Source organism: Stenotrophomonas sp. TWI377 (assembly GCF_039674525.1).
Lineage (GTDB): Bacteria > Pseudomonadota > Gammaproteobacteria > Xanthomonadales > Xanthomonadaceae > Stenotrophomonas.
Genome location: NZ_JBDJNT010000011.1, coordinates 1 through 20,553 on the forward strand (window position 1 = coordinate 1; position 20,553 = coordinate 20,553).

Annotated in this window: 24 protein-coding genes; 6 read left to right on the forward strand and 18 right to left on the reverse strand. The window is 66.6% G+C overall.

What is annotated here, in order from left to right; translation table 11 throughout:
• Positions 1-170: 170 nt before the first annotated feature.
• The 6 genes from ABE546_RS10805 to rsmD form a co-directional block, all read right to left on the reverse strand.
• Positions 171-1,058 carry an MBL fold metallo-hydrolase gene (locus tag ABE546_RS10805; RefSeq protein WP_313211496.1) on the reverse strand — a complete coding sequence of 296 codons (888 nt, stop codon included), beginning with the start codon at positions 1,056-1,058 and terminating at the stop codon, positions 171-173.
• 96 nt (positions 1,059-1,154) lie between these two features.
• Positions 1,155-2,891, reverse strand: coding sequence for a gamma-glutamyltransferase (ggt, locus tag ABE546_RS10810; protein WP_313217933.1), 1,737 nt, complete (start codon positions 2,889-2,891; stop codon positions 1,155-1,157).
• Positions 2,888-3,172 carry a YfhL family 4Fe-4S dicluster ferredoxin gene (locus ABE546_RS10815; RefSeq protein ID WP_070427136.1) on the reverse strand — a complete coding sequence of 95 codons (285 nt, stop codon included), beginning with the start codon at positions 3,170-3,172 and terminating at the stop codon, positions 2,888-2,890. Before ABE546_RS10815 ends, ggt begins: the two co-directional genes overlap by 4 nt.
• A gap of 125 nt (positions 3,173-3,297) precedes the next feature.
• On the reverse strand, positions 3,298-3,789 hold the full coding sequence (locus ABE546_RS10820; protein WP_019183240.1) for a hypothetical protein: 492 nt from the start codon (positions 3,787-3,789) through the stop codon (positions 3,298-3,300).
• A 47-nt stretch (positions 3,790-3,836) separates the two neighbouring features.
• The gene (gene coaD / locus ABE546_RS10825) at positions 3,837-4,346 is read right to left on the reverse strand and encodes a pantetheine-phosphate adenylyltransferase (RefSeq protein WP_313211488.1); all 510 of its coding nucleotides are present in this window, start codon (positions 4,344-4,346) and stop codon (positions 3,837-3,839) included.
• Between the two features lie 7 nt (positions 4,347-4,353).
• Complete coding sequence (gene rsmD, locus ABE546_RS10830) at positions 4,354-4,956, reverse strand: 16S rRNA (guanine(966)-N(2))-methyltransferase RsmD (RefSeq protein WP_313211486.1); 603 nt, start codon at positions 4,954-4,956, stop codon at positions 4,354-4,356.
• A 445-nt stretch (positions 4,957-5,401) separates the two neighbouring features.
• Between rsmD and htpG the strand changes: the two genes are divergently transcribed.
• Positions 5,402-7,300 carry a molecular chaperone HtpG gene (htpG, locus tag ABE546_RS10835; RefSeq protein ID WP_346463670.1) on the forward strand — a complete coding sequence of 633 codons (1,899 nt, stop codon included), beginning with the start codon at positions 5,402-5,404 and terminating at the stop codon, positions 7,298-7,300.
• Positions 7,301-7,391: 91 nt separating this feature from the next.
• On the opposite strand, the gene ABE546_RS10840 is transcribed toward htpG, so the two are convergent.
• On the reverse strand, positions 7,392-7,688 hold the full coding sequence (locus tag ABE546_RS10840) for a hypothetical protein (RefSeq protein WP_313211481.1): 297 nt from the start codon (positions 7,686-7,688) through the stop codon (positions 7,392-7,394).
• Between the two features lie 165 nt (positions 7,689-7,853).
• Here ABE546_RS10840 and ftsY point away from each other — a divergent pair, with 165 nt between their 5' ends.
• The 3 genes from ftsY (at position 7,854) to ABE546_RS10855 (ending at position 10,881) form a co-directional block, all read left to right on the forward strand.
• Entirely contained in the window at positions 7,854-9,335 is a 1,482-nt protein-coding gene (gene ftsY / locus ABE546_RS10845; RefSeq protein WP_346463671.1) for a signal recognition particle-docking protein FtsY, read from the forward strand.
• 132 nt (positions 9,336-9,467) lie between these two features.
• Positions 9,468-10,607 (forward strand): A/G-specific adenine glycosylase, encoded by a 1,140-nt coding sequence (gene mutY, locus ABE546_RS10850; RefSeq protein WP_346463673.1) that lies wholly within the window; start codon positions 9,468-9,470, stop codon positions 10,605-10,607.
• 4 nt (positions 10,608-10,611) lie between these two features.
• Positions 10,612-10,881, forward strand: a complete 270-nt coding sequence (locus ABE546_RS10855) for an oxidative damage protection protein (RefSeq protein WP_346463675.1) — start codon at positions 10,612-10,614, stop codon at positions 10,879-10,881.
• Positions 10,882-11,001: 120 nt separating this feature from the next.
• Here ABE546_RS10855 and ABE546_RS10860 read toward each other — a convergent pair whose 3' ends face one another.
• From ABE546_RS10860 to ABE546_RS10905, 10 genes are all read right to left on the reverse strand, one after another.
• On the reverse strand, positions 11,002-11,466 hold the full coding sequence (locus tag ABE546_RS10860) for a DUF6491 family protein (RefSeq protein WP_346463677.1): 465 nt from the start codon (positions 11,464-11,466) through the stop codon (positions 11,002-11,004).
• A 105-nt stretch (positions 11,467-11,571) separates the two neighbouring features.
• Positions 11,572-12,285: a lipoprotein-releasing ABC transporter ATP-binding protein LolD gene (gene lolD, locus ABE546_RS10865; protein ID WP_121041874.1), complete on the reverse strand. Its 714-nt coding sequence runs from the start codon at positions 12,283-12,285 to the stop codon at positions 11,572-11,574.
• On the reverse strand, positions 12,278-13,519 hold the full coding sequence (locus ABE546_RS10870) for a lipoprotein-releasing ABC transporter permease subunit (RefSeq protein WP_346463678.1): 1,242 nt from the start codon (positions 13,517-13,519) through the stop codon (positions 12,278-12,280). Before ABE546_RS10870 ends, lolD begins: the two co-directional genes overlap by 8 nt.
• A gap of 23 nt (positions 13,520-13,542) precedes the next feature.
• Entirely contained in the window at positions 13,543-13,995 is a 453-nt protein-coding gene (locus tag ABE546_RS10875; protein ID WP_346463680.1) for a hypothetical protein, read from the reverse strand.
• Positions 13,946-14,194: a succinate dehydrogenase assembly factor 2 gene (locus tag ABE546_RS10880; RefSeq protein WP_346463682.1), complete on the reverse strand. Its 249-nt coding sequence runs from the start codon at positions 14,192-14,194 to the stop codon at positions 13,946-13,948. Before ABE546_RS10880 ends, ABE546_RS10875 begins: the two co-directional genes overlap by 50 nt.
• A 193-nt stretch (positions 14,195-14,387) precedes the next feature.
• On the reverse strand, positions 14,388-15,173 hold the full coding sequence (locus ABE546_RS10885; protein ID WP_088432210.1) for a succinate dehydrogenase iron-sulfur subunit: 786 nt from the start codon (positions 15,171-15,173) through the stop codon (positions 14,388-14,390).
• Positions 15,174-15,336: 163 nt separating this feature from the next.
• Positions 15,337-17,127, reverse strand: a complete 1,791-nt coding sequence (sdhA, locus tag ABE546_RS10890; protein WP_121041870.1) for a succinate dehydrogenase flavoprotein subunit — start codon at positions 17,125-17,127, stop codon at positions 15,337-15,339.
• Positions 17,128-17,158: 31 nt separating this feature from the next.
• Positions 17,159-17,545 carry a succinate dehydrogenase, hydrophobic membrane anchor protein gene (sdhD, locus tag ABE546_RS10895; protein ID WP_313211466.1) on the reverse strand — a complete coding sequence of 129 codons (387 nt, stop codon included), beginning with the start codon at positions 17,543-17,545 and terminating at the stop codon, positions 17,159-17,161.
• Positions 17,542-17,934 carry a succinate dehydrogenase, cytochrome b556 subunit gene (sdhC, locus tag ABE546_RS10900; RefSeq protein ID WP_313211464.1) on the reverse strand — a complete coding sequence of 131 codons (393 nt, stop codon included), beginning with the start codon at positions 17,932-17,934 and terminating at the stop codon, positions 17,542-17,544. The genes sdhD and sdhC overlap by 4 nt, the downstream gene beginning before the upstream one ends.
• Positions 17,935-17,990: 56 nt before the next feature.
• Entirely contained in the window at positions 17,991-18,164 is a 174-nt protein-coding gene (locus ABE546_RS10905; RefSeq protein WP_102788321.1) for a DUF1674 domain-containing protein, read from the reverse strand.
• A gap of 39 nt (positions 18,165-18,203) precedes the next feature.
• Here ABE546_RS10905 and ABE546_RS10910 point away from each other — a divergent pair, with 39 nt between their 5' ends.
• Both ABE546_RS10910 and ABE546_RS10915 read left to right on the forward strand, forming a co-directional pair.
• Positions 18,204-19,073: a folate-binding protein gene (locus tag ABE546_RS10910; RefSeq protein WP_346463684.1), complete on the forward strand. Its 870-nt coding sequence runs from the start codon at positions 18,204-18,206 to the stop codon at positions 19,071-19,073.
• Between the two features lie 48 nt (positions 19,074-19,121).
• Complete coding sequence (locus tag ABE546_RS10915) at positions 19,122-19,313, forward strand: hypothetical protein (RefSeq protein WP_346463686.1); 192 nt, start codon at positions 19,122-19,124, stop codon at positions 19,311-19,313.
• 12 nt (positions 19,314-19,325) lie between these two features.
• On the opposite strand, the gene ugpC is transcribed toward ABE546_RS10915, so the two are convergent.
• Positions 19,326-20,417, reverse strand: a complete 1,092-nt coding sequence (ugpC, locus tag ABE546_RS10920) for a sn-glycerol-3-phosphate ABC transporter ATP-binding protein UgpC (protein ID WP_313211458.1) — start codon at positions 20,415-20,417, stop codon at positions 19,326-19,328.
• Positions 20,418-20,553: the final 136 nt, after the last annotated feature.

Here is a 20,553-nt window from a genome sequence, read left to right on the forward strand (position 1 = left end):
CCCTTGGTGTTGGGGCGCGGGGGCCTGCAAAACTAACGCCCCGTGCTGGCGCCGGGGGCCCCCCCCCCCCCCCCGCCACTACCCGTCATGACGTGCCGAACGACGGTCGGCCGTGCCCGTGATCGCGTGCTGACCAACGGTCGGCACCTACCGGTGTGGTTGCGCAGGCGTTACGCCAGCGCGCGGGCCTTCAGTTCGCCCTGTTCGTGCACGGTGCCGAAGCGGCCCTTCTCATCGCGTGACACCTGGGCCAGCGCGCACTGCGGGTCGTGGGTGAAGAACAGATGGACGTTACGGGCCAGCTTGTCTTCCAGGAAGCTGCGCTTCTCGTCGATCAGCAGTTCGGCGTTGCGGTCGTAGCCCATGGTGATCGGCACATGCACCCACGAGCGGCCCGGGATCAGGTCCGCACAGAACACCACGCCGCCCCGCGCCTGGCCATCCACCGTCTCCGGCCCGATGATCTCAGCCAGCATCAGGCCGGGCGTGTGCCCGTCGCTGAAGCTGAAACGCACGCTGTCGCCCAGGGTGGTGGAATACGGACCGTCGACGATCTCCAGACGGCCACTGGCCTGCAGCAGGCCGGGCAGTTCCGGGATGAAACTGGCCCGGTCGCGCGGATGCGGATGCAGCGCACGTGCCCAGTGCTCGGCCCCGACCAGGAAGGTCGCATTCGGGAACAACAGTTCCGGCGAGCGCCCTTCGCTCCACGGTGCCAGCAGGCCGCCGGCATGATCGAAATGCAGATGGCTCAGCACCACCACGTCGATGTCTTCGTGCTCGAACCCGGCCTCGCGCAGGGATTCGATCAGCACATGGCTGGGCTCCTGCACGCCGTATCGGTCCCGCAGTTTCGGCTCGAAGAACGCCCCGATCCCGGTTTCGAACAGCACCGTCTTGCCGGCCAGTGGGCTGGCGAGCAGTGCACGGCAGGCCAGTTCGATCCGGTTGAGATCGTCCGGCACTGCCCATTTTTCCCAGACCGCGCGCGGCGCATTACCGAACATCGCGCCGCCGTCGAGTTTCTGCGAGTTACCGCGGATGGACCATAGTTTCATTGGCAAATTATCGTCGCGCCCCTGTTAAATATTCGCTAGCCATCGCCCATGAAAAAACCCCGCCACTGGGACGGGGTTTCTCGTTTCTGCGGTCAATCAGTGCGCCTGGCTGACCGCGGCGCTGCCGACCGGATTGCGCGGGTCGCTGCCACCGCTGAGGACATTGCTGCGGCGGTCCCATTCCACGGTCTGCAGGTTGCCCCAAACATGGCTGGAGCCGCGGCCACCCGCGGCGGTGTCGCCGGGCAGATCGATCCTGTGGCCCATCGCCTGCAGCTGTTTGATGGTGCCCGCATCGAAGGTGCCGCTCTCGGCCTCGATCAGGTCCGGCAGCCACTGGTGGTGGTAGCGCGGCAGCGCGGCGACCTGCTGGGCGGTCAGGCCATCGTCGTAGCCGAGGATGCCCAGCAGCACCATGGTGATGATGCGGCTGCCACCGGGCGTGCCGAGCACCACGACCTTGTCGGCAGACTCCATGAAGGTCGGGGTCATCGAGCTGAGCATGCGCTTGCCCGGCTTGGGCGCATTGGCCGCATAGCCCATCACGCCGAAGGCATTGGGCGTGCCCGGCTTCAGCGCGAAATCGTCCATTTCGTTGTTCAGCAGCACGCCGGTACCCGACGGAATCAGGCCCGAGCCGTACAGCAGGTTCACGGTCTGGGTCGCGCCGACGCGGTTGCCCTCGCGGTCGATGATCGAGAAATGCGTGGTCTCGTCATCTTCCAGCGGGGTCGGGTTGCCCGAGAGCAGATCGCTCGGGGTCGCCTTCTCCGGATGGATGGTGGCACGCAGGCCCTGCGCGTAATCCTTGCTGGTCAGCACCTTCTGCGGGATATCCACGAAGTCCGGATCGCCCAGGAAGAAGGTGCGGTCGCGGTAGGCGCGGCGCATGGCTTCCACCACCAGGTGGGTGCGATGGGCCTGGTCGAGCGATTTCAGGTCCCAGCCTTCCAGGATCTGCAGCATGGCCGCCAGCGCGATGCCGCCGGAAGACGGCGGCGAGGCGGTGGTGATGGTCCAGTCGCGGTACTTGAAGGCGATCGGCTCGCGCAGCTTGACCCGATAGCCGGCCAGTTCCTCGGCGGTCCAATGGCCGCCGGCCTGCTTCACGCCCTTGAGCAGCAGCTTGCCGGTCTCGCCCCGGTAGAAACCATCGAAGCCCTGGTCGGCCAGACGCTCCATGGTCCTGGCCAGTTCCGGCTGGCGGAACAGGTCGCCCTCGGCGATCGGCTTGCCGTTGCGCTCATACACCTCGCGCGTGCCGGGATAGCGCTGCATCACCTCACGCCGGGACTGATAGCCCTTGGACATGCGCGCATACACCGGGAAGCCATCGCGCGCGATGCGCATCGCCGGCGCCAGCGAGGTCTTCAGCGGCAGCTTGCCGTGCTTGGAGGACAGTTCCACCAGCGCTGCCGGCAGGCCCGGGATACCGGCCGACCAGGCGCCATTGACCGAACGGTCGCGGTCCAGCTCGCCTTTCTTGTCCAGGAACGCTTCGGGCGTGGCGGACTGCGGCGCGGTTTCGCGCGCGTCCAGCATCACGTCCTTGCCGGTGGCTGCATCGTGCAGCAGGAAGAACCCGCCGCCACCAAGGCCGGAACTGATCGGCTCGACCACCGCCAGCGTGGCGGACACGGCCACGGCCGCATCGAATGCGTTGCCGCCCTTGGCCAGGATTTCCATGCCGGCTTCGGTGGCCAGGTGATGGCCACTGGCGACGGCTGCGCCGTCAGGATGCTTGGCCAGCGCCACCTGCGGGGATTCCGCAGCCCAGACGCTCGGGCTGACCAGCAGGACGAGCAGCAACCAACGACGCGACAGCGTTCTCATTTGGGCAGAAACTCCGTGACATACAATTCGGGATGATCGCGCTGCAGCCCGTGCAGCTTGGCCAGCAGGGCGTCCTGGGTTTCCGGAATGTCCGGATCGGGATCGATGCATTCGACCGGGCAGACGACCACGCACTGGGGTTCGTCGAAATGCCCCACGCACTCGGTGCAGCGGGCCGGATCGATCACGTAGATGGTTTCACCCATCGAAATGGCCTGATTGGGACAGGCCGGCTCACAGACGTCGCAATTGACGCAGAGCTCATTGATTTTCAGCGACATGGCGTTACTCCACGCCCGCGCCGGCGGATGAGAACCGACCCACGCGGGCGCGCGGGCCGATCATCGGTGACGCCCCTGCGGGCGCCACCCGGGCCGCGCACAAGGCGCAGCCGCCACTGCACGGGTTACTTGGCTTCGACGAAGATGTACTCGGCGCCGGTCGGCTGGATGATCGACTGGACGCGGGCGTTGTCGGCGGCCTTGCCGATGAACACCACGCGCACACCCTTCATCGAGTCCGGCGAGACGTCCTTGAACACGGCCTGGATCATGTCGGCCATCTTGGCCGAGGCCGAAGAACCGAAGGCCAGCATGTTGCCCGGCTGCACGCCACGGCCCACGGCCTGGGTGGCGCTTTCGACCTGACGCTCATACTTGGCCGCGAATTCCGGATCCGATTCCGGGGCAAGGTAGTACAGGTACGGGCTGTTGCTGATGTTGCCCATGTTCTGCACGGCCACGGCCTGCAGGTACTTCTTCCAGCCGGCATCGTCATCGGCAGCCGGGGCGACCAGCGCCTGCTGGGCTTCGACGACCGGTGCGGCCTCTTCCTTCTTGCAGGCGGTGAAGGCCAGCGCGAACGACGCGATCAACATGGCACGCATGGTGTTGTTCATGGAATTCCTCCCTTGGTGATTCTTGGTATGTATGGGTCTGACAGGTACTACGCTTGGCCCGACTTCGCTTCACGGACCTTGCGCAGCGCCTCAAGCACAGCGGACGGCACAAAGCCGGACACGTCGCCGCCCAGACGGGCGATCTCGCGGACCAGCGAAGACGAAATGAAGCTGTGTTGCTCGGCCGGGGTCAGGAACAGCGTCTCGACCTCCGGGATCAGATGGCGGTTCATGCTCGCCATCTGGAATTCGTATTCGAAATCGGACACCGCGCGCAGGCCGCGCAGCAGGATGCCGCCCTGCACCGAGCGCACGAAATGCGCCAGCAGGGTATCGAAACCACGCACTTCCACGTTGCGGTTGTGGCCCAGCGCATCGCGGGCCAGCTGCACACGCTGCTCCAGCGGCAGGGTCGGCCCCTTGGACGGACTCTGCGCCACGCCCACCACCACCTTCTCGAACAAGGGCGCAGCGCGGTTCACCAGATCGATGTGACCGTTGGTGATCGGATCGAAGGTGCCCGGGTACACGGCAATGCGGCGGTTGGCCACGGTCATACGTCAGCTACGCGTGTTGGTCTGGTGAAAGTGTAGCAGTGGCGCGGCGATACAGGGCAAAACGCACCTCCCGGGTCCCCCCCTCGCGGTGCAGCAGCCACGGCGCGGGCATCCTCGGCGCCTGATCGGCCGGGGACTCCACGTACAGCCAGGCATCGGCGGCCAGATGTGACGGCAGCCCGGTGATCACCGCCTCCCACAGCCCATCGGCGAACGGCGGATCGATGAACACGATATCCGCCAGCGCTCCGGCCGGCTGACGCAGCCACTGCAGCGCATCGGCCTGTACCACCGCGATCTGCTCCTGCGCGCCCAACTTGGCGACCGACTCGCGCAACTGGCGGGACAATGCGACATCGCGCTCCACCAGCGTCGCCTGCGCCGCCCCTCGCGACACCGCCTCCAGACCCAGCGCCCCGCTGCCGGCGAACAGATCCAGCACCCGCGCCCCACCCAGCCGCGGCATCAGCCAATTGAACAGCGTCTCCCGCACCCGGTCACTGCTGGGCCGCAGCCCCGGTGACAGCGGCACCGGCAGCTTCGTATTGCGCCACTTGCCCCCGATGATCCGCACCTGGCCCACGGCCCCCGCCGGCTGACGCGGCTTCATGCGTGGCTCCGGAGACAGATGGAAGCGGGATGGGCGAACGGTCGGAAGAGAGTCATGGGCACGGATGGCAGGCGGTTCAGGACGACATTCTAGGCGGTCCGGTCGCTGTCTCTGCCAGGCATCCCGATGCTGGAATGAAATGCAGCCACGCATGGCGTGGCTCTACCTGTCGCACGTCCGACCCACCTTGTAGAGGGTGGCGGGTACGGGGGCCGGGACCGTTGCGCAGCATGGATGCTGCCCACGAGGCCCCATGGATGGGTTCACGCCGCGTCCCGGCCCCCCGTACCCGCCGCCCTCCCACACGGACATGCAGGCGCCGCGCTCCTGCTTGCGATTCAGCCCCCGAGGCTGCCGACACTCTTGAATTCGGGACAATCCACCCCTACCCCTTGAGCCAGCCGCCGCGCCGGGCGCGGCAATGTCCCAAGGAGCAACACGACCCATGACCGTGCAGACCCAAAAAGAAACCCTGGGCTTCCAGACCGAAGTCAAACAGCTGCTGCAGCTGATGATCCACTCGCTGTACTCCAACAAGGAAATCTTCCTTCGCGAGCTCATCTCCAACGCGGCCGACGCCTCGGACAAGCTGCGCTTCGAAGCGCTGACCCAGCCGGCCCTGCTCGAAAACGACGGCGACCTGCGCATCCGCGTCAGTTTCGATGCCACGGCCAACACCCTGACCATCGACGACAACGGCATCGGCATGAGCCGGGATGAAGCGATCGCCCACCTGGGCACCATCGCCAAATCCGGCACCGGCGACTTCCTGCGCCAGCTCTCCGGCGACCAGAAGAAGGACTCCCAGCTGATCGGCCAGTTCGGCGTCGGCTTCTACAGCGCCTTCATCGTCGCCGACCAGGTCGACGTCTATTCCCGTCGCGCCGGCCTGCCCGCCAGCGAGGGCGTGCACTGGTCCTCGCGCGGCGAAGGCGAGTTCGACGTGGAACCCATCGACAAGCCCGAGCGCGGCACCCGCATCGTGCTGCACCTGAAGGACGACCAGCGCGACTTCGCCGACGGCTGGCGCCTGCGCGGCATCATCAAGAAGTACTCCGACCACATCGGCCTGCCGATCCAGATGGTCAAGGAACACCACGGCGACGACGCCCCGGCCGAGGTTGAATGGGAGACCGTCAACCGTGCCAGCGCCCTGTGGACGCGCCCGCGGACCGAGATCAGCGACGCCGAGTACCAGGAGTTCTACAAGCACGCCGCGCACGACCATCAGGATCCGCTGGCGTGGAGCCACAACAAGGTCGAAGGCAAGCTGGAGTACACCTCGCTGCTGTACGTGCCCGGCCATGCGCCGTTCGATCTGTACCACCGTGACGCGCCCAAGGGCCTGAAGCTGTACGTGCAGCGCGTCTTCGTGATGGACCAGGCCGAGCAGTTCCTGCCGCTGTACCTGCGTTTCATCAAGGGCGTGGTGGATTCCAACGACCTGTCGCTGAACGTCTCGCGCGAAATCCTGCAGTCCGGCCCGGTCATCGATTCGATGAAGTCGGCGCTGACCAAGCGCTCGCTGGACATGCTGGAGAAGCTGGCCAAGGACAAGCCGGAGGTCTATGCCGGCTTCTGGAAGCAGTTCGGCCAGGTGCTCAAGGAGGGCCCGGCCGAAGACTATGGCAACCGCGAAAAGATCGCCGGCCTGCTGCGCTTCGCCTCCACCCATGATGCCAGTGGCGAGCCCAGCGTCTCGCTGGCCGACTACGTGGGCCGCATGATCGAGGGCCAGGACAAGATCTACTTCCTGACCGGCGACAGCCACACCCAGGTCAAGGACAGCCCGCACCTGGAAGTGTTCCGCAAGAAGGGCGTGGAAGTGCTGCTGCTCACCGACCGCATCGACGAATGGCTGATGGGGTACCTGACCGAGTTCGATGGCAAGTCGTTCGTCGATGTCGCCCGTGGCGACCTGGACCTGGGCGCGCTGGAAAGCGCCGAAGACAAGCAGGCCCAGGAAGCCGTCGCCAAGGACAAGCAGGCGCTGGTGGACCGCATCAAGACCGCGCTGGGTGATGACGTCGCCGACGTGCGCGTCTCGCACCGCCTGACCGACTCCCCGGCGATCCTGGCGATCGGCGAGCAGGATCTGGGCCTGCAGATGCGCCAGATCCTGGAAGCCAGTGGGCAGAAGGTGCCGGACAGCAAGCCGGTGTTCGAGTTCAACCCTGCCCATCCGCTGATCGCCAAGCTGGATCAGGAAGGCGATGCCGCGCGCTTCGACGACCTGAGCCGCGTGCTGTTCGATCAGGCCGCGCTGGCCGCGGGCGACACGCTGAAGGACCCGGCAGCGTATGTGCGCCGGCTCAACAAGCTGTTGTTGGAGCTGTCGGCGTAAGTCGTGCTGCAGGTGGGTGCCGGCCACGGGTCGGCGCCCGCCGCGGTTGATGGTGCATGGCGCCGCGCGGCGGTCAGCGCGTGCGCTCGGGTCAGGCCCAGCGATCGAGCAAGGTGCCCAGCATCTCGTCCTGACGCCGGATCACGGTGGCGTTGGCGGCAAACGCCAGCGCAGCCTGCTTGGCGGTGAGCAGATCCGCGATGGGCGCGTTGGCATCGTCAGGTGCGGCGACCACGGTGGCGGTGACACCGCCCCCTGCCGTTGCGGCCTGCGCGATCCCCAGCCGCGTGGAATCAGCCACCGGCAATCGCGCCACGTTGGAGACGGCCGCCTGTACGCCCAGCGAAGCGGCACGCATGCCGGCGCTGGCAATGGACATCACGCTCATCGTTCACCGTTTCGCGGTCCCGGCCGCGCCCGCATGGCGCAGCCCTTCACAACCGGTAACGGCCGCATCGGCCATTACTTGAGTCCCGCCCCACCGCACCTGCACGCCCATGGGCATTCGGGGCGCAGTGGTAGCATAGCCCTCTGATTTCAGCGTCTTTTGCCAATGCTCAGCTTCTTCCGTCGCAAAAAGCCCCAGGACGCCCCGCAAGAGGCGGCCAAGACCCAGCATTACTCCGCCGAGGAGTTGGCTGCCGCGTTCCCGCAGGCCAGGACCGAGCCTGCTGCACCGCCGGCGCCTGCGCCGCTGCCGCCCGTGGTGGAAACCCCTGTTCCCGCTCCCGAGCCAGCCGCGCCGGTGGAGCGCGTGATCGCGCCGACCCCAGTGGTTCCCGCGCCGGTCATTCCCGCGCCCGTGGTGGCTGCACCTGTGGTGCCTGCCCCGGTGACCCCGGCGCCGGCAGCCCCTGCACCCGCGGTGGCCGCGCCAGTTGTTCAGGAGCCTATCTCCCCTGCCCCGACGGTAGCTGCACCGGTTCAAGAGCCGCCGCTGGAGGCCCGTGTCGCGCCCGCCGCGCCCACCCCGATTCCGGCCGCTCCCGTGAGCAACCCGGCGCCGGCCGTCGTTGCGCCGTCGGCTGTTCCAGCTCCGATCACTACGGTTGCCCCGGTCGCCCCGACCATCGTGACCGAGCGACCGACCTCCCAGGACATGGCCCCCGCCGCTGCCGGCAAGAGCGGCTGGCGCGAGCGCCTGCGCAACAGCGTGATCGCACGCAGTTTCGGCGGCCTGTTCTCGCGCAATCCCAAGCTCGATGACGACCTGCTCGACGAACTGGAAACCGCGCTGATCACCGCCGATGTCGGCGTCGGCGCGACCACGGCGCTGGTCGAAGGCCTGCGCAAGCGCATGAAGGCGCGCGAGTTCACCGATGCCAATGCGCTGCTCACCGCGCTGCGCGCCGAGCTGATCGCGATCCTGCAGCCGGTCGCCAGGCCGCTGGTCATCGACCGCACCGCCAAGCCGTTCGTGGTGCTCACCGTCGGCGTCAACGGCGTCGGCAAGACCACCACCATCGGCAAGCTGGCCAAGCGCTTCAAGGACGACGGCCACAGCCTGATGCTGGCCGCCGGCGATACCTTCCGTGCCGCTGCCGTCGCGCAGTTGCAGGCCTGGGGCGAACGCAACGGCGTGGCCGTGGTCGCGCAAGGTCAGAACGCCGATGCGGCCTCGGTCGCCTTCGATGCACTGCAGGCCGGCAAGGCACGCGGCACCGAGGTGCTGATCGCCGATACCGCCGGCCGCCTGCATACCCAGGCCGGCCTGATGAACGAGCTCGGCAAGATCCGCCGCGTGCTCGGCAAGATCGATGCCAATGCGCCGCATGAAGTGCTGATGGTCATCGATGGCACCACCGGCCAGAACGCGCTCTCGCAGCTGCGCCAGTTCCACGCGGCGGTCAACGTGACCGGCCTGGTGGTGACCAAGCTGGACGGCACCGCCAAGGGCGGCGTGGTGTTCGCGCTCGCCCGCGAGTTCGGCATTCCGATCCGCTTCTGCGGCATCGGCGAGCGCCCGGAAGACCTGCGCGTGTTCGACCCGGAAGCCTTTGTAGACGCCCTGCTGCCCGAAGCACTCGGCGCCTGATCACCGCCGGGCCAGGCAGCGGCTTCACTTGTAGAGCCACCCCATGGGTGGCTGCTTCACCTCCGTGACCGGTCTCCCCGGCTGCCGATGCAGCCACGCATGGCGTGGCTCCCGTCCTTCTCCGGAATCTGCATGACCCGCCAGCCTACCGCCAGCGCCCCGTTGCCGACCGACGATGTCTTCGTCTCGCGGCTGCTGCACTGGTTCGACGATCACGGCCGGCATGACCTGCCGTGGCAGCACCCGCGCTCGCCGTACCGGGTGTGGCTGTCGGAGATCATGCTGCAGCAGACCCAGGTCAGCACGGTCATCCCGTACTTCCTGAAGTTCCTCGCGGCGTTCCCGACCCTGCCCGACCTGGCCGCCGCCAGCAATGACGCGGTGATGGCGCAGTGGGCGGGATTGGGGTACTACGCCCGTGCACGCAACCTGCATGCCGCCGCGCAGCGCTGCGTGGACCTGCATGGCGGCGAGCTGCCGCGTGATTTCGATGCACTGCATGCGCTGCCGGGCATCGGCCGCAGCACTGCGGGCGCGATCCTCAGCCAGGCCTGGAATGACCGGTTCGCGATTCTCGATGGCAACGTCAAGCGCGTACTGACCCGCTATCACGGCATCGAGGGCTTTCCCGGCCTGCCGGCGATCGAAAAGCAGCTGTGGGCGGTCGCCGAGGCGCACGCAGCGCAGGTGCCTGGCACGCGCATGGTCGATTACACCCAGGCGCAGATGGACCTGGGCGCCAGCGTCTGCAGCCGCAGCAGGCCCGCCTGCGTGATCTGTCCGCTGCAGGCGACCTGCGTTGCCCGTCGTGAAGGCCGCACCGATCAGCTGCCGACGCCCAAACCGGGCAAGACCCTGCCTGAGCGCGAGGCGGTAGCGTTGCTGCTGCGCGACGCACGCGGCCGCGTACTACTGCAGAAACGGCCGGACACCGGCATCTGGGCGCAGTTATGGACCCTGCCCCAGGCCGACAGCGGGATCGCCCTGCAGGACTGGTTCGACGCGCACATCGACGGCTCGCTGGACGACGCCGAGCCGCTGCCGCTGCTGGAGCACACCTTCAGCCACTACCGGTTGCATCTGCAGGTGCTGGTGGCAACCGTACAGGGTGCGCGCGGCAACGATGCAGGGCGGCGCTGGGTCGCCGCCGAGGAACTGGCCACGCTCGGCCTGCCCGCGCCGATCCGCAAGCTGCTGGAAACGGGTGCACCGCCCGCTCAGCCCAAGCGCCGTACAATGCGGCGCGCAGCAACATCCCAAGACAACGAGTAACGCTATGCCCCGCACCGTTTTCTGCCAGTACGAACAACGCGACGCCGCAGGCCTGGACTTCGTGCCCTACCCCGGCGAACTGGGCCAGCGCATCTTCAACCACATCGGCAAGCCGGCGTGGGCCGCGTGGCTGGCGCACCAGACCATGCTGATCAATGAAAACCGGCTGTCGCCGCGCGATCCCAAGCACCGCGCGTTCCTGGAAGAAGAGCTGGTGAAATACCTGTTCAGCGGTGGCGCGGAGAAGCCGGCCGGGTTCGTACCGGAGGCCTGATCGCCGCTGATACCGACCCACGGACGGTATCTACCGCGAGGATGTGGCGACCGCGAGGTTGTGGCGATCGCGGGATCGTGGTGCCCTCGTCGGTATGCCTTGGCCGGCCAGCGGCCGGCACTACGGGGTCGGCGCCTGCTGGCCTTCTTCGCGCTCCTGCACCTGCGCCTGGCGCAGCTCCTGCTCGGACGCCCGCAACGCCTTGGTATCCAGCTTGCGGATGCTGCTGATGAAGCACGGCAGATTCACCGGGCCGGCCGTCGGGTCGCGCACCAGCACCTTGTCAAAGCGTGACGAAACGCGCCCGATCCGGCTGGTCAGGCCGATCGCCGAGGCGTAGTCCAACCCTTGGCACGGTCCGGCCAGATCCAGCAGATAGCCCTCGCTCGGGCGCGTCCAGACCGCCAGCGCACTGTCGCCGAGAGCCGTCCAGCCCGACAGCGAGCCGTACAGCGGCATGTCCTGCTGCGGCGGCCCGGCGTGGGCGCGGTAGAGATCGAGCTTCTGCGCGGTGGATAGGCGGCCGGTACTGGCGCACGCGGCCAGCCCAAGGCACAGGTCCGCGATGGCGAGGGTCTGCTTCATGACGCCTCCTGCTGGGGACTGTGCGCCGATCATGCGCCGCCCGGCGTGGTCCCGGCGAGAGGAACCCGCCGGGTGTTCAGCGCCCAGGCAGGCGCTGCTGCCTGCTCAGACCTCGCTGTGCGCCAGGCTGTGCAGCCGCCCTTCGCGCAACTCCAGCACGCGGTCCAGCTTGCGCGCCAGGGAGCGGTCGTGGGTCACCAGCACCAGGCTGGTGTGGTGCGCGCGGTTGAGCTCGAGCATCAGCTCGAACACGGTCGCGGCGGTCTTGTCATCCAGGTTGCCGGTCGGCTCATCACCGAGCACGCAGGCCGGGCGATTGACCAAGGCGCGGGCGACGGCCGCACGCTGGCGTTCACCGCCGGACAGCTCGCCCGGCTTGTGGTCCAGGCGATGGCCCAGGCCGACCGATTCCAGCAGCGCCTGCGCACGGGTGCGCGCGTCGACCACTTCTTCGCCACCCAGCAGCACCGGCATCATCACGTTTTCCAGCGCGGTGAATTCGGGCAGCAGGTGATGGAACTGGTAGACGAAGCCGAGCGCGCGGTTGCGCAGTTGGCCGCGCTGGCTGTCGGACAGGCCGGACATGCGCTGGCCGGCCACGTAGACCTCGCCCGCCGTCGGCGTATCCAGGCCACCGAGCAGATGCAGCAGGGTGCTTTTGCCGGCGCCGGAAGCGCCGATGATGGCCACGGTCTCGCCGGCCGCCACGCGCAGGTCCAGCCCGTTGAACACGGGGGTCTGCATGCGGCCTTCGGCATAGGTCTTGGCCAGCGCTTCGGCGCGGATGACTTCCTGGCCCAGGGTGAGTGCTTCATTCATAACGCAGGGCCTCCGCCGGCTGGGTACGTGCCGCGCGCCAGGCGGGATACAGGGTGGCAAGGAAGCTCATGACCAGCGCCACGGCGGTGATCACGATGATGTCCGGGGTCTGCATGTCGGTCGGCAGGCCGGTGATGTAGTAAACGTCCTCCGGCAGCAGCTTGACGTTGAACAGCGTCTCGATTGCGCCGAGGATGCGCTCCAGGTTCAAGGTCAGGGTGATGCCACCGATCACGCCGAGCACGGTACCGAAGATGCCGATCAGCGAGCCCTGCACCATGAACACCTGCATGACGCCGCCCGGGGTCAGGCCCAGGGTGCGCAGGATCGCGATGTCGGCCTGCTTGTCGGTGACCAGCATCACCTGCGAGGAGACCAGGTTGAACGCGCCCATGGCGATGATCAGCGAGAGCAGGATGCCCATCACCACCTTCTCCATGCGTAGCGAGTGGTAGAGGTTGGCGTTCTGCTGGGTCCAGTCGCTGACCCGGTAGGCACCGGTCAGGTTGTGGGCCAGATCGACGCCGACCTCCAGCGCCTTGTCCATGTCATGCAGTTTCAGGCGCACACCGGTGACGCCATCGACGCGCAGTACTTTTTCCAGATCGGCCATGTTGGCGTAGGCCACGCCGCGGTCGACCTCGTTGTAACCGGCTTCGAAGATGCCGCTCACGGTGAAGCGTTTCATGCGCGGGATCGCGCCGATCGGCGTGCCCTGCACTTCGGCCAACGTGACCAGCACGGTATCGCCGACGCCGACACCGAGGTAGATCGCCAGTTCCTGGCCGACCAGCAGGTTGTAGCTGCCCGCGGTCAGGCTGTCGAAGCTGCCTTTCTTGACCTTCTGGTTGATCACCGAGACGTTCGGCTCCAGCGCCGGGTCGATGCCCTGCACGATGGCGCCCTGCACGCGGGGACCGCTGAGCATGGCCTGGATTTCGATGTACGGCGCCGCGCCGGCAACCCGCGGATCCTTCTTGGCCACCTCCACCGCATGCGCCCAATCGGCCATCGGGGCGCCGTCGGTGGTGATGGTGGTATGCGCGGTCATCTGCAGCAGGCGATCGCGGATTTCCTTCTGGAAACCGCTCATGACGGCAAGCGTGGTGATCAGCACGGTCACGCCCAGGGCAATGCCGAGGATCGAGGCCATGGAGATGAAGGAGATGAAGCCGTTGCGGCGTTTGGCGCGCAGGTAGCGCAGGCCAATCGAGACAGGTATGGGTTTGAACATGCAGGTACGCCGGACAATTCAGGCTATGGTGCCACTGCAGGGGGTGAACGGGAAATGCAGTGTGCCCGGACGGCTAGTCGCAGTTCACGTGCCTGCCCCGGGGGAAGGGTATCGGGCCAGAACAGGCGCCAATGGCGGCGGCCGTCCTGGCGCCACCCCAGCTGCACCAGCAGCGGGCCGCGGCACCGCATCTGCAGCGCCTCGACCGGCTCGCCATCCACCTGCACCGGGTCTTCGTCCGCCGGAATCACGAAGACGCAGCCCGGGCGGCGCGCATATCGCCACGCCTCCCACCAGGTGCCGGCCATCGCCACCATGCCCAGCGGCACGCCCCACGGCGCGGGCAGATCGGTCGCCCACACTGCCCAGGGCATCACAGCGCCCATGGCGATCAGCGCGCGGCACTGCCAGCGCGAGGGATACCACTCACGCTGGAAGGGCGCGGATCCGGGCGATGAGGGCGGCGGGCGCGGCATGCGGGCACTCCTCGTAACCCATGAACCAGCGCCACAACTTATCGTCCTCGCTCTCGAGCAGGAACAGGAAAACCTCGCGCTCGTCTGTCAGTGCCTGCAGCCAGCAACGGTCCAGATAACGGCCGAACAGCTGGTCCAGCTCGCGCATGCCGCGGCGGCAACGCCAGCGCAGCTTTTTCAGTTCGGTTGCTTCGTCCATTTTCTGCGTTTCCAGATAAGGCAAAGCCACGCATGGCGTGGCTCTACCGTTTCGATCTTTTTCTGCAAAGCCACGCATGGCGTGGCTCTACCGTTTCGATCATTTTCTGCAAAGCCACGCATGGCGTGGCTCTACTGTTTCGATCTTTTTCTGCGAAGCCACGCATGGCGTGGCTCTACAGGACATACGTGGATCAGGCGCGGCGCGCCATCATCAGCTTCTTGATCTCGGCAATGGCCAGCGCCGGGTTCAGGCCCTTCGGGCAGGTCCGCGAGCAGTTCATGATGGTGTGGCAGCGGTACAGCTTGAACGGGTCTTCCAGCTCGTCCAGGCGCGCACCGGTGTCTTCATCGCGCGAGTCGATGATCCAGCGGTAGGCCTGCAGCAGGATGGCCGGGCCCAGGTAACGCTCGCCGTTCCACCAGTAGCTCGGGCAGCTGGTCGAGCAGCAGGCGCACAGGATGCACTCGTACAGGCCATCGAGCTTCTTGCGGTCTTCCGGCGACTGCAGGCGCTCACGATCCGGCGGCGGCGGGGTCTGGGTACGGATCCACGGCTTGATCGAGGCGTACTGCGCGTAGAAGTGGGTCAGGTCCGGCACCAGATCCTTGACCACGCTCATGTGCGGCAGCGGGTAGATCGGCACTTCAGCCTTGCCGCAATCGGCAATCGCGCGGGTGCAGGCCAGCGTGTTGGTGCCGTCGATGTTCATCGCGCACGAACCGCAGATGCCCTCGCGGCACGAACGGCGGAAGGTCAGGGTCGGATCGATCTCGTTCTTGATCTTGATCAGCGCGTCCAGGACCATCGGGCCGCAGGCGTCCAGATCGATCTCATACGTATCGGTGCGCGGATTGCTGTCGTCGTCGGGACTCCAGCGGTAGATCTTGAAGGTGCGGGTGTTCTTCGCACCGGTCTGGGCGGGGAAGTGCTTGCCCTTTCCGATCTTGGAATTCTTGGGGAGGGAAAACTCGGCCATGGCTGTTCTCGTTGGCTCAGGCGGCTCGCGCTGCAGAGCAGGCGCGGGTAGCACGGAAGATGAGGAAGTCGACACCACCGGCCCGCGGCGCACGCACCACCCCACCCGTGCGGGAGGTGGCGGTGGCGAGCGCTGCGTGGACGGAGGTCATGCCGCAGGTCTCTTAGTAAACGCGCGGCTTGGGCGGGACGACGTCCACGTCCTTGCTCAGCGTGTACATGTGGACCGGACGGTAGTCGAACTCGCACTTGCCGTTCTCGTCGACGTTGACCAGCGTGTGCTTCTGCCAGTTGACGTCGTCGCGGTCCGGGAAGTCCTCATGCGCATGCGCGCCGCGGCTTTCCTTGCGCTGTTCGGCCGAGTTGATCGTCGCCACCGCGTTGAGCAGCAGGTTGTTCAGCTCGTAGGTTTCGATCAGGTCCGAGTTCCACACCAGCGAACGGTCGGAGACCTTGACGTCCTGGAAGGAGTCGAAGATCTCGGCCATCTTGGTGCAGCCCTCTTCCAGCGTCTTGCTGGTACGGAACACCGCCGCGTCGTTCTGCATGGTGCGCTGCATGCGATCGCGGATGACCGAGGTCGGGGTGTCGCCGTTGGCGTAACGCAGCTTGTCGAGCAGGCCCAGGGCCTTGTCGCAGGCATCGGACGGCAGGGTCTTGTGCGGTGCCCCGGACTTGATGGTGTCGGCGCAGCGGTTGGCCACCGCACGGCCGAACACGACCAGATCCAGCAGCGAGTTCGAGCCCAGGCGGTTGGCGCCGTGCACGGACACGCAGGCCGCTTCGCCGATGGCGTACAGGCCCGGCACGACCGCATCGGGGTTGTCGCCGACCTTGCGCACGACTTCGCCGTGGTAGTTGGTCGGGATGCCGCCCATGTTGTAGTGCACGGTCGGGATGACCGGGATCGGCTGCTTGTGCACGTCCACGCCGGCGAAGATGCGGGCGCTTTCAGCGATGCCCGGCAGCTTGTCGTCGATCACGCCCGGGCCGAGGTGGGTCAGGTCGAGCAGGATGTGATCCTTGTGCTCGCCGACGCCGCGGCCTTCGCGGATCTCGATGGTCATCGAGCGCGACACCACGTCGCGCGAGGCCAGATCCTTGTAGTGCGGTGCATAGCGCTCCATGAAGCGCTCGCCGTTGCTGTTGCGCAGGATGCCGCCTTCGCCACGCACGCCTTCGGTGATCAGGCAGCCCGCGCCGTAGATACCGGTCGGGTGGAACTGCACGAACTCCATGTCCTGCATCGGCAGGCCGGCACGCATGACCAGACCGCCGCCGTCGCCGGTGCAGGTGTGGGCCGAGGTGGCGCTGAAGTAGGCGCGGCCGTAGCCGCCGGTGGCCAGCACCACGCCATGGGCGCGGAACAGGTGCAGCGAGCCGTCGGCCATGTCCAGCGCGAGCACGCCGCGGCAGACGCCTTCGTCATCGAAGATCAGGTCGAGCGCGAAGTACTCGATCATGAAGCGCGCGTTGTGCGCCAGCGACTGCTGGTACAGCGTGTGCAGCATGGCGTGGCCGGTACGGTCGGCCGCGGCGCAGGTGCGCTGCGCGGACGGGCCTTCGCCGTACTTGGTGGTCATGCCGCCGAACGGGCGCTGGTAGATCTTGCCTTCTTCGGTACGGCTGAACGGCACACCATAGTGTTCCAGTTCGATGATGGCCGGGATCGCTTCGCGGCACATGTACTCGATGGCGTCCTGGTCACCCAGCCAATCCGAGCCCTTGATGGTGTCGAAGAAGTGGTAGCGCCAGTCGTCTTCACCCATGTTGCCCAGCGCGGCGGAAATACCGCCCTGCGCGGCCACGGTGTGCGAACGGGTCGGGAAGACCTTGGTCAGGCAGACCGTCTGCAGGCCCTTGGCGGCAAGACCGAACGTGGCGCGCAGGCCAGCACCGCCGGCGCCGACCACGACCATGTCGTACTTGTGTTCCGTAATCTTGTAAGCGGACATCTAATCTGGATTCCTGTCTTGGTGCCTGGACTCAGGCGACGCCGAGCGCGATGCGGGCGACCGCAAAAACACTGACGATCCCGCCGAGCACGGCGATGAACTTCACCGTGGTCTGCAGCGCCAGGGCCAGCAGCGAATTGTGGATGTAGTCTTCCAGCACGACCTGCAGGCCGAGCTGGGCATGCCAGAACATCGCGACCAGGAAGCCGACCAGCAGCACCGCGTTCCACGGCTTGGACACCGCGTCGGTGGCGGTCACGTAATCGGCGCCGATCAGGCTCAGCACGAACACCAGGAACCAGATGCTCAGGCCGACCAGCGCGGTGGCGGTCAGGCGCTGCATCACGAAGTGCTCGGTGCCGGTCTTGGCGGCGCCCAGGCCACGCACGTTCTTCAGCGGGGTACGGTACTTGTTCATGCGGCCGCTCCCATGAAGACATAGGCCCAGATCAGGGCGGTGATCACCAGGCTGGCGAACACCGAGACCCAGCTGCTGCGCACGAAGGCGGGGATGGAGAAGCCGATCGCGAAGTCCTGCACGATATGGCGGATGCCATTGCACAGGTGGTAGGCGAAGGACCAGGTCCAGGCGAACAGGAAGAGCTTGCCGTACCAGCTACCGGCCTGGCCGGTGAAGCAGTTCCAGGATTCAGGACCCATCATCAGGGCGAGCAGGCCGCCGGCAATGATCAGGGCTCCAACAGACAGAAAGATGCCGGTCGCTCGATGCAGGATCGAGGTGGCCATCTGAATCTGCCAGCGATACACCTGAAGGTGCGGGGAAAGGGGACGTTCTCTGGCGGCCATTCGCTGGGCTCGTTATCTCGGCTGGGCGGCGCAATGCCGCGTTGGCTCAATGCTGATCAAAAATCGATGCAGCGTCCGTTTTTTTCCCAATCTCCGTACCGCACCGGATCAAGTCCGCCGCGGCCGCCGATTTCCAAAGGCACTGCCGGCGTCGCGGGGAGCGGTTGCTCCTCCGGTACCAGCGTGCCTTCAGCTTCAGAATCTGGAGTGGGGGTTGTTTGGCCTATCATGGGTGTTCTCGCAACGCACAAATTTTAGACCCCGTTCACGTGCCTGACAACCTGCCCTCCGATTTCGCCGGCTTTTCGCGCCTTTCCGGTCACCAGCTGCTCAGTCTCAGCGGTGCCGATGCGGCCGCCTTTGCCCATGCCCAATTCTCCAGCGATGTCACCGCCCTGCCCCTGCGGCATTGGCAGTGGAGTGCCTGGCTGACGGCCAAGGGCCGCACCATTGCTGTGTTCCAGCTGTTGCGGCTGGAGGAGGAGCGCATCGTGCTGCTGCTCGCCGACGGCGACGCCGATGCGATTGCGTCGCAGTTGCAGCGTTTTGTATTCCGCCGCAAGGTCCGGATCGAGGTGCGCAACGACCTGGCCGTGGTGGCGAGCTTCACCGCGCCGGAAGCGGCCTCCGGGGCCGCGATTGCGCAACTTGCCGGCGAAAACCTCGAACTGGACCTCGGCAGCGATGTGCTTCCGCGCAGCCTGCGGATCGGCGCGGCCGATGCCGTGGCCGCTGCGGCCGACAGTGCGGATATCGCGCTGGCCTGGCGCCAGTCCGACCTGCGCTACGGGCTGCCGCGACTGGACGCCGATCAGCGCGAGCAGTGGACGCCACAGCAGTTGGGGCTGGACCGCCTGAACGGGTACAGCGTCAAGAAGGGCTGCTACCCGGGCCAGGAAATCGTGGCCCGCACCCATTTCCTGGGCAAGGCCAAGCGCGCCCTGCAGCTGCTGCGGGTCGTGGAGGGCACGACCAGCGGCACGCAGGTACATCAGAACGAGGCGGCGATCGGCACGGTCGCGTCGGTGGCCGGTGACCTGGCCCTGGCGGTACTGCCGCTGGAGATCGCGCCGGAGCCGTTGAGCGTCGGCGGGGTCCAGGCCGCTCACCTGCCCTTGCTGGACGGTCTGGCGCGGTAGACCCGGTAGGCATCGACCGTTGATCGATGCGGCACGCCATGAACGTTGATGGGTGTACGGGGAGCCGGCCAGCGGCCGGCACTACCGGATCTGGTGGCACTGCCGGATCTCGTGGCACTGCCGGATCTGGTGACACTGCCGGATCTCGTGGCACTGCCGGATCTGGTGGCACTGCCGGATCTGGTGGCACTGCCGGATTCGGGCACGGGTAGTGCCGGCCGCTGGCCGGCAACCCCGTAACCCGGCCGCGTGTTACGCGTCGTTCAACCGCTCGCCGGTCTCTGCATCGAAGAAATGCAGGCCCTGCGGGTGGATCGCCACACGGATCGGCTCGCCCACCGAGGGCAACGCCTGCGGCGCCACGCGCATCACCAACGGCTGGCCGCCACTGGTCATGTTGACGAAGATCTCGTTGCCGACCGGCTCGATGCCATCGATCATCGCCTCGAACGCGGTCGCATCCCCGGCGGCGGCCGGCTGCAGATGCTCCGGGCGCACGCCCACGGCGATCGCCTTGCCGACCCACGCCTGATCGATCCGGGCCTGGCCCAGCGGCGCGGTCAGCCCGGTGTCCTGCACGGCATAGCCACTGTCGGTGCGCTGCAGGGTGCCGCGCAGCACGTTCATCGCCGGGCTGCCGAGGAAGCCGGCCACGAACAGGTTGGCCGGACGGTCATACAGCGCCATCGGGGTATCGATCTGCTGGATCACGCCGTCCTTGAGCACCACGATGCGCTGGCCCAGGGTCATCGCTTCCACCTGATCGTGGGTCACGTAGATCATCGTGGTGCCGAGCTTGCGGTGCAGCTGCGCGATTTCCGTACGCACGCTGTGGCGCAGCTTGGCATCCAGGTTGGAGAGCGGCTCATCCAGCAGGAACACCGCCGGCTCACGCACCAGGGCGCGGCCCAGCGCGACGCGCTGGCGCTGGCCGCCGGACATCGCCTTGGGGAGCTTGTCGAGCATGTCGGTCAGACCCAGCGTTTCGGCCGCCTCGCTGACCCGCTTGCTGATCGTCGCCTTGTCGTGGCCGCGCAGCTTCAGGCCGAAGGCCAGGTTCTCGGCCACGGTCATGTGCGGGTAGAGCGCGTAGCTCTGGAACACCATGGCGATGTCACGATCCTTCGGCGCCACGTCGTTGACCACGCGCTCGCCGATGGTCAGCGTGCCGCCACTGATCTCCTCCAGGCCGGCGACCATGCGCAGCAGTGTGGACTTGCCACACCCCGACGGCCCCACCAGCACCATCAATTCACCATCGGCCACTTCGAAGGTCGCGCCCTGCACGGCCACCTGACCGTTGTCGTAGACCTTGCGAACGCCCTGCAACTGCACTTTTGCCATATCACCATTCCAGTCCGCCCGGTCTCCGGGCTGTTATGCGGAACTGCCTTCGGCCCTCCCGATGGCAGGTCGATGGCGTGGTGCCGCATGACGGCGACCACTGCAATCGAATACAGTCTGCGCATTCTGCCATGTA

Bases quoted from the DNA above. Each gene is read 5' to 3' on its own strand.
- ABE546_RS10880 (WP_346463682.1), bottom strand. From the start codon at position 14,194: ATGGACGAAGCAACCGAACTGAAAAAGCTGCGCTGGCGTTGCCGCCGC.
- sdhA (WP_121041870.1), bottom strand. From the start codon at position 17,127: ATGTCCGCTTACAAGATTACGGAACACAAGTACGACATGGTCGTGGTC.
- ABE546_RS10915 (WP_346463686.1), top strand. From the start codon at position 19,122: ATGGGTGTACGGGGAGCCGGCCAGCGGCCGGCACTACCGGATCTGGTG.
- ABE546_RS10840 (WP_313211481.1), bottom strand. From the start codon at position 7,688: ATGAGCGTGATGTCCATTGCCAGCGCCGGCATGCGTGCCGCTTCGCTG.
- sdhD (WP_313211466.1), bottom strand. From the start codon at position 17,545: ATGAACAAGTACCGTACCCCGCTGAAGAACGTGCGTGGCCTGGGCGCC.
- ugpC (WP_313211458.1), bottom strand. From the start codon at position 20,417: ATGGCAAAAGTGCAGTTGCAGGGCGTTCGCAAGGTCTACGACAACGGT.
- lolD (WP_121041874.1), bottom strand. From the start codon at position 12,285: ATGAATGAAGCACTCACCCTGGGCCAGGAAGTCATCCGCGCCGAAGCG.
- ABE546_RS10875 (WP_346463680.1), bottom strand. From the start codon at position 13,995: ATGCCGCGCCCGCCGCCCTCATCGCCCGGATCCGCGCCCTTCCAGCGT.
- ftsY (WP_346463671.1), top strand. From the start codon at position 7,854: ATGCTCAGCTTCTTCCGTCGCAAAAAGCCCCAGGACGCCCCGCAAGAG.
- coaD (WP_313211488.1), bottom strand. From the start codon at position 4,346: ATGACCGTGGCCAACCGCCGCATTGCCGTGTACCCGGGCACCTTCGAT.
- ABE546_RS10855 (WP_346463675.1), top strand. From the start codon at position 10,612: ATGCCCCGCACCGTTTTCTGCCAGTACGAACAACGCGACGCCGCAGGC.
- ABE546_RS10815 (WP_070427136.1), bottom strand. From the start codon at position 3,172: ATGTCGCTGAAAATCAATGAGCTCTGCGTCAATTGCGACGTCTGTGAG.
- sdhC (WP_313211464.1), bottom strand. From the start codon at position 17,934: ATGGCCGCCAGAGAACGTCCCCTTTCCCCGCACCTTCAGGTGTATCGC.
- ABE546_RS10860 (WP_346463677.1), bottom strand. From the start codon at position 11,466: ATGAAGCAGACCCTCGCCATCGCGGACCTGTGCCTTGGGCTGGCCGCG.
- ABE546_RS10820 (WP_019183240.1), bottom strand. From the start codon at position 3,789: ATGAACAACACCATGCGTGCCATGTTGATCGCGTCGTTCGCGCTGGCC.
- mutY (WP_346463673.1), top strand. From the start codon at position 9,468: ATGACCCGCCAGCCTACCGCCAGCGCCCCGTTGCCGACCGACGATGTC.
- ABE546_RS10885 (WP_088432210.1), bottom strand. From the start codon at position 15,173: ATGGCCGAGTTTTCCCTCCCCAAGAATTCCAAGATCGGAAAGGGCAAG.
- htpG (WP_346463670.1), top strand. From the start codon at position 5,402: ATGACCGTGCAGACCCAAAAAGAAACCCTGGGCTTCCAGACCGAAGTC.
- ggt (WP_313217933.1), bottom strand. From the start codon at position 2,891: ATGAGAACGCTGTCGCGTCGTTGGTTGCTGCTCGTCCTGCTGGTCAGC.
- ABE546_RS10805 (WP_313211496.1), bottom strand. From the start codon at position 1,058: ATGAAACTATGGTCCATCCGCGGTAACTCGCAGAAACTCGACGGCGGC.
- ABE546_RS10905 (WP_102788321.1), bottom strand. From the start codon at position 18,164: ATGATAGGCCAAACAACCCCCACTCCAGATTCTGAAGCTGAAGGCACG.
- rsmD (WP_313211486.1), bottom strand. From the start codon at position 4,956: ATGAAGCCGCGTCAGCCGGCGGGGGCCGTGGGCCAGGTGCGGATCATC.
- ABE546_RS10870 (WP_346463678.1), bottom strand. From the start codon at position 13,519: ATGTTCAAACCCATACCTGTCTCGATTGGCCTGCGCTACCTGCGCGCC.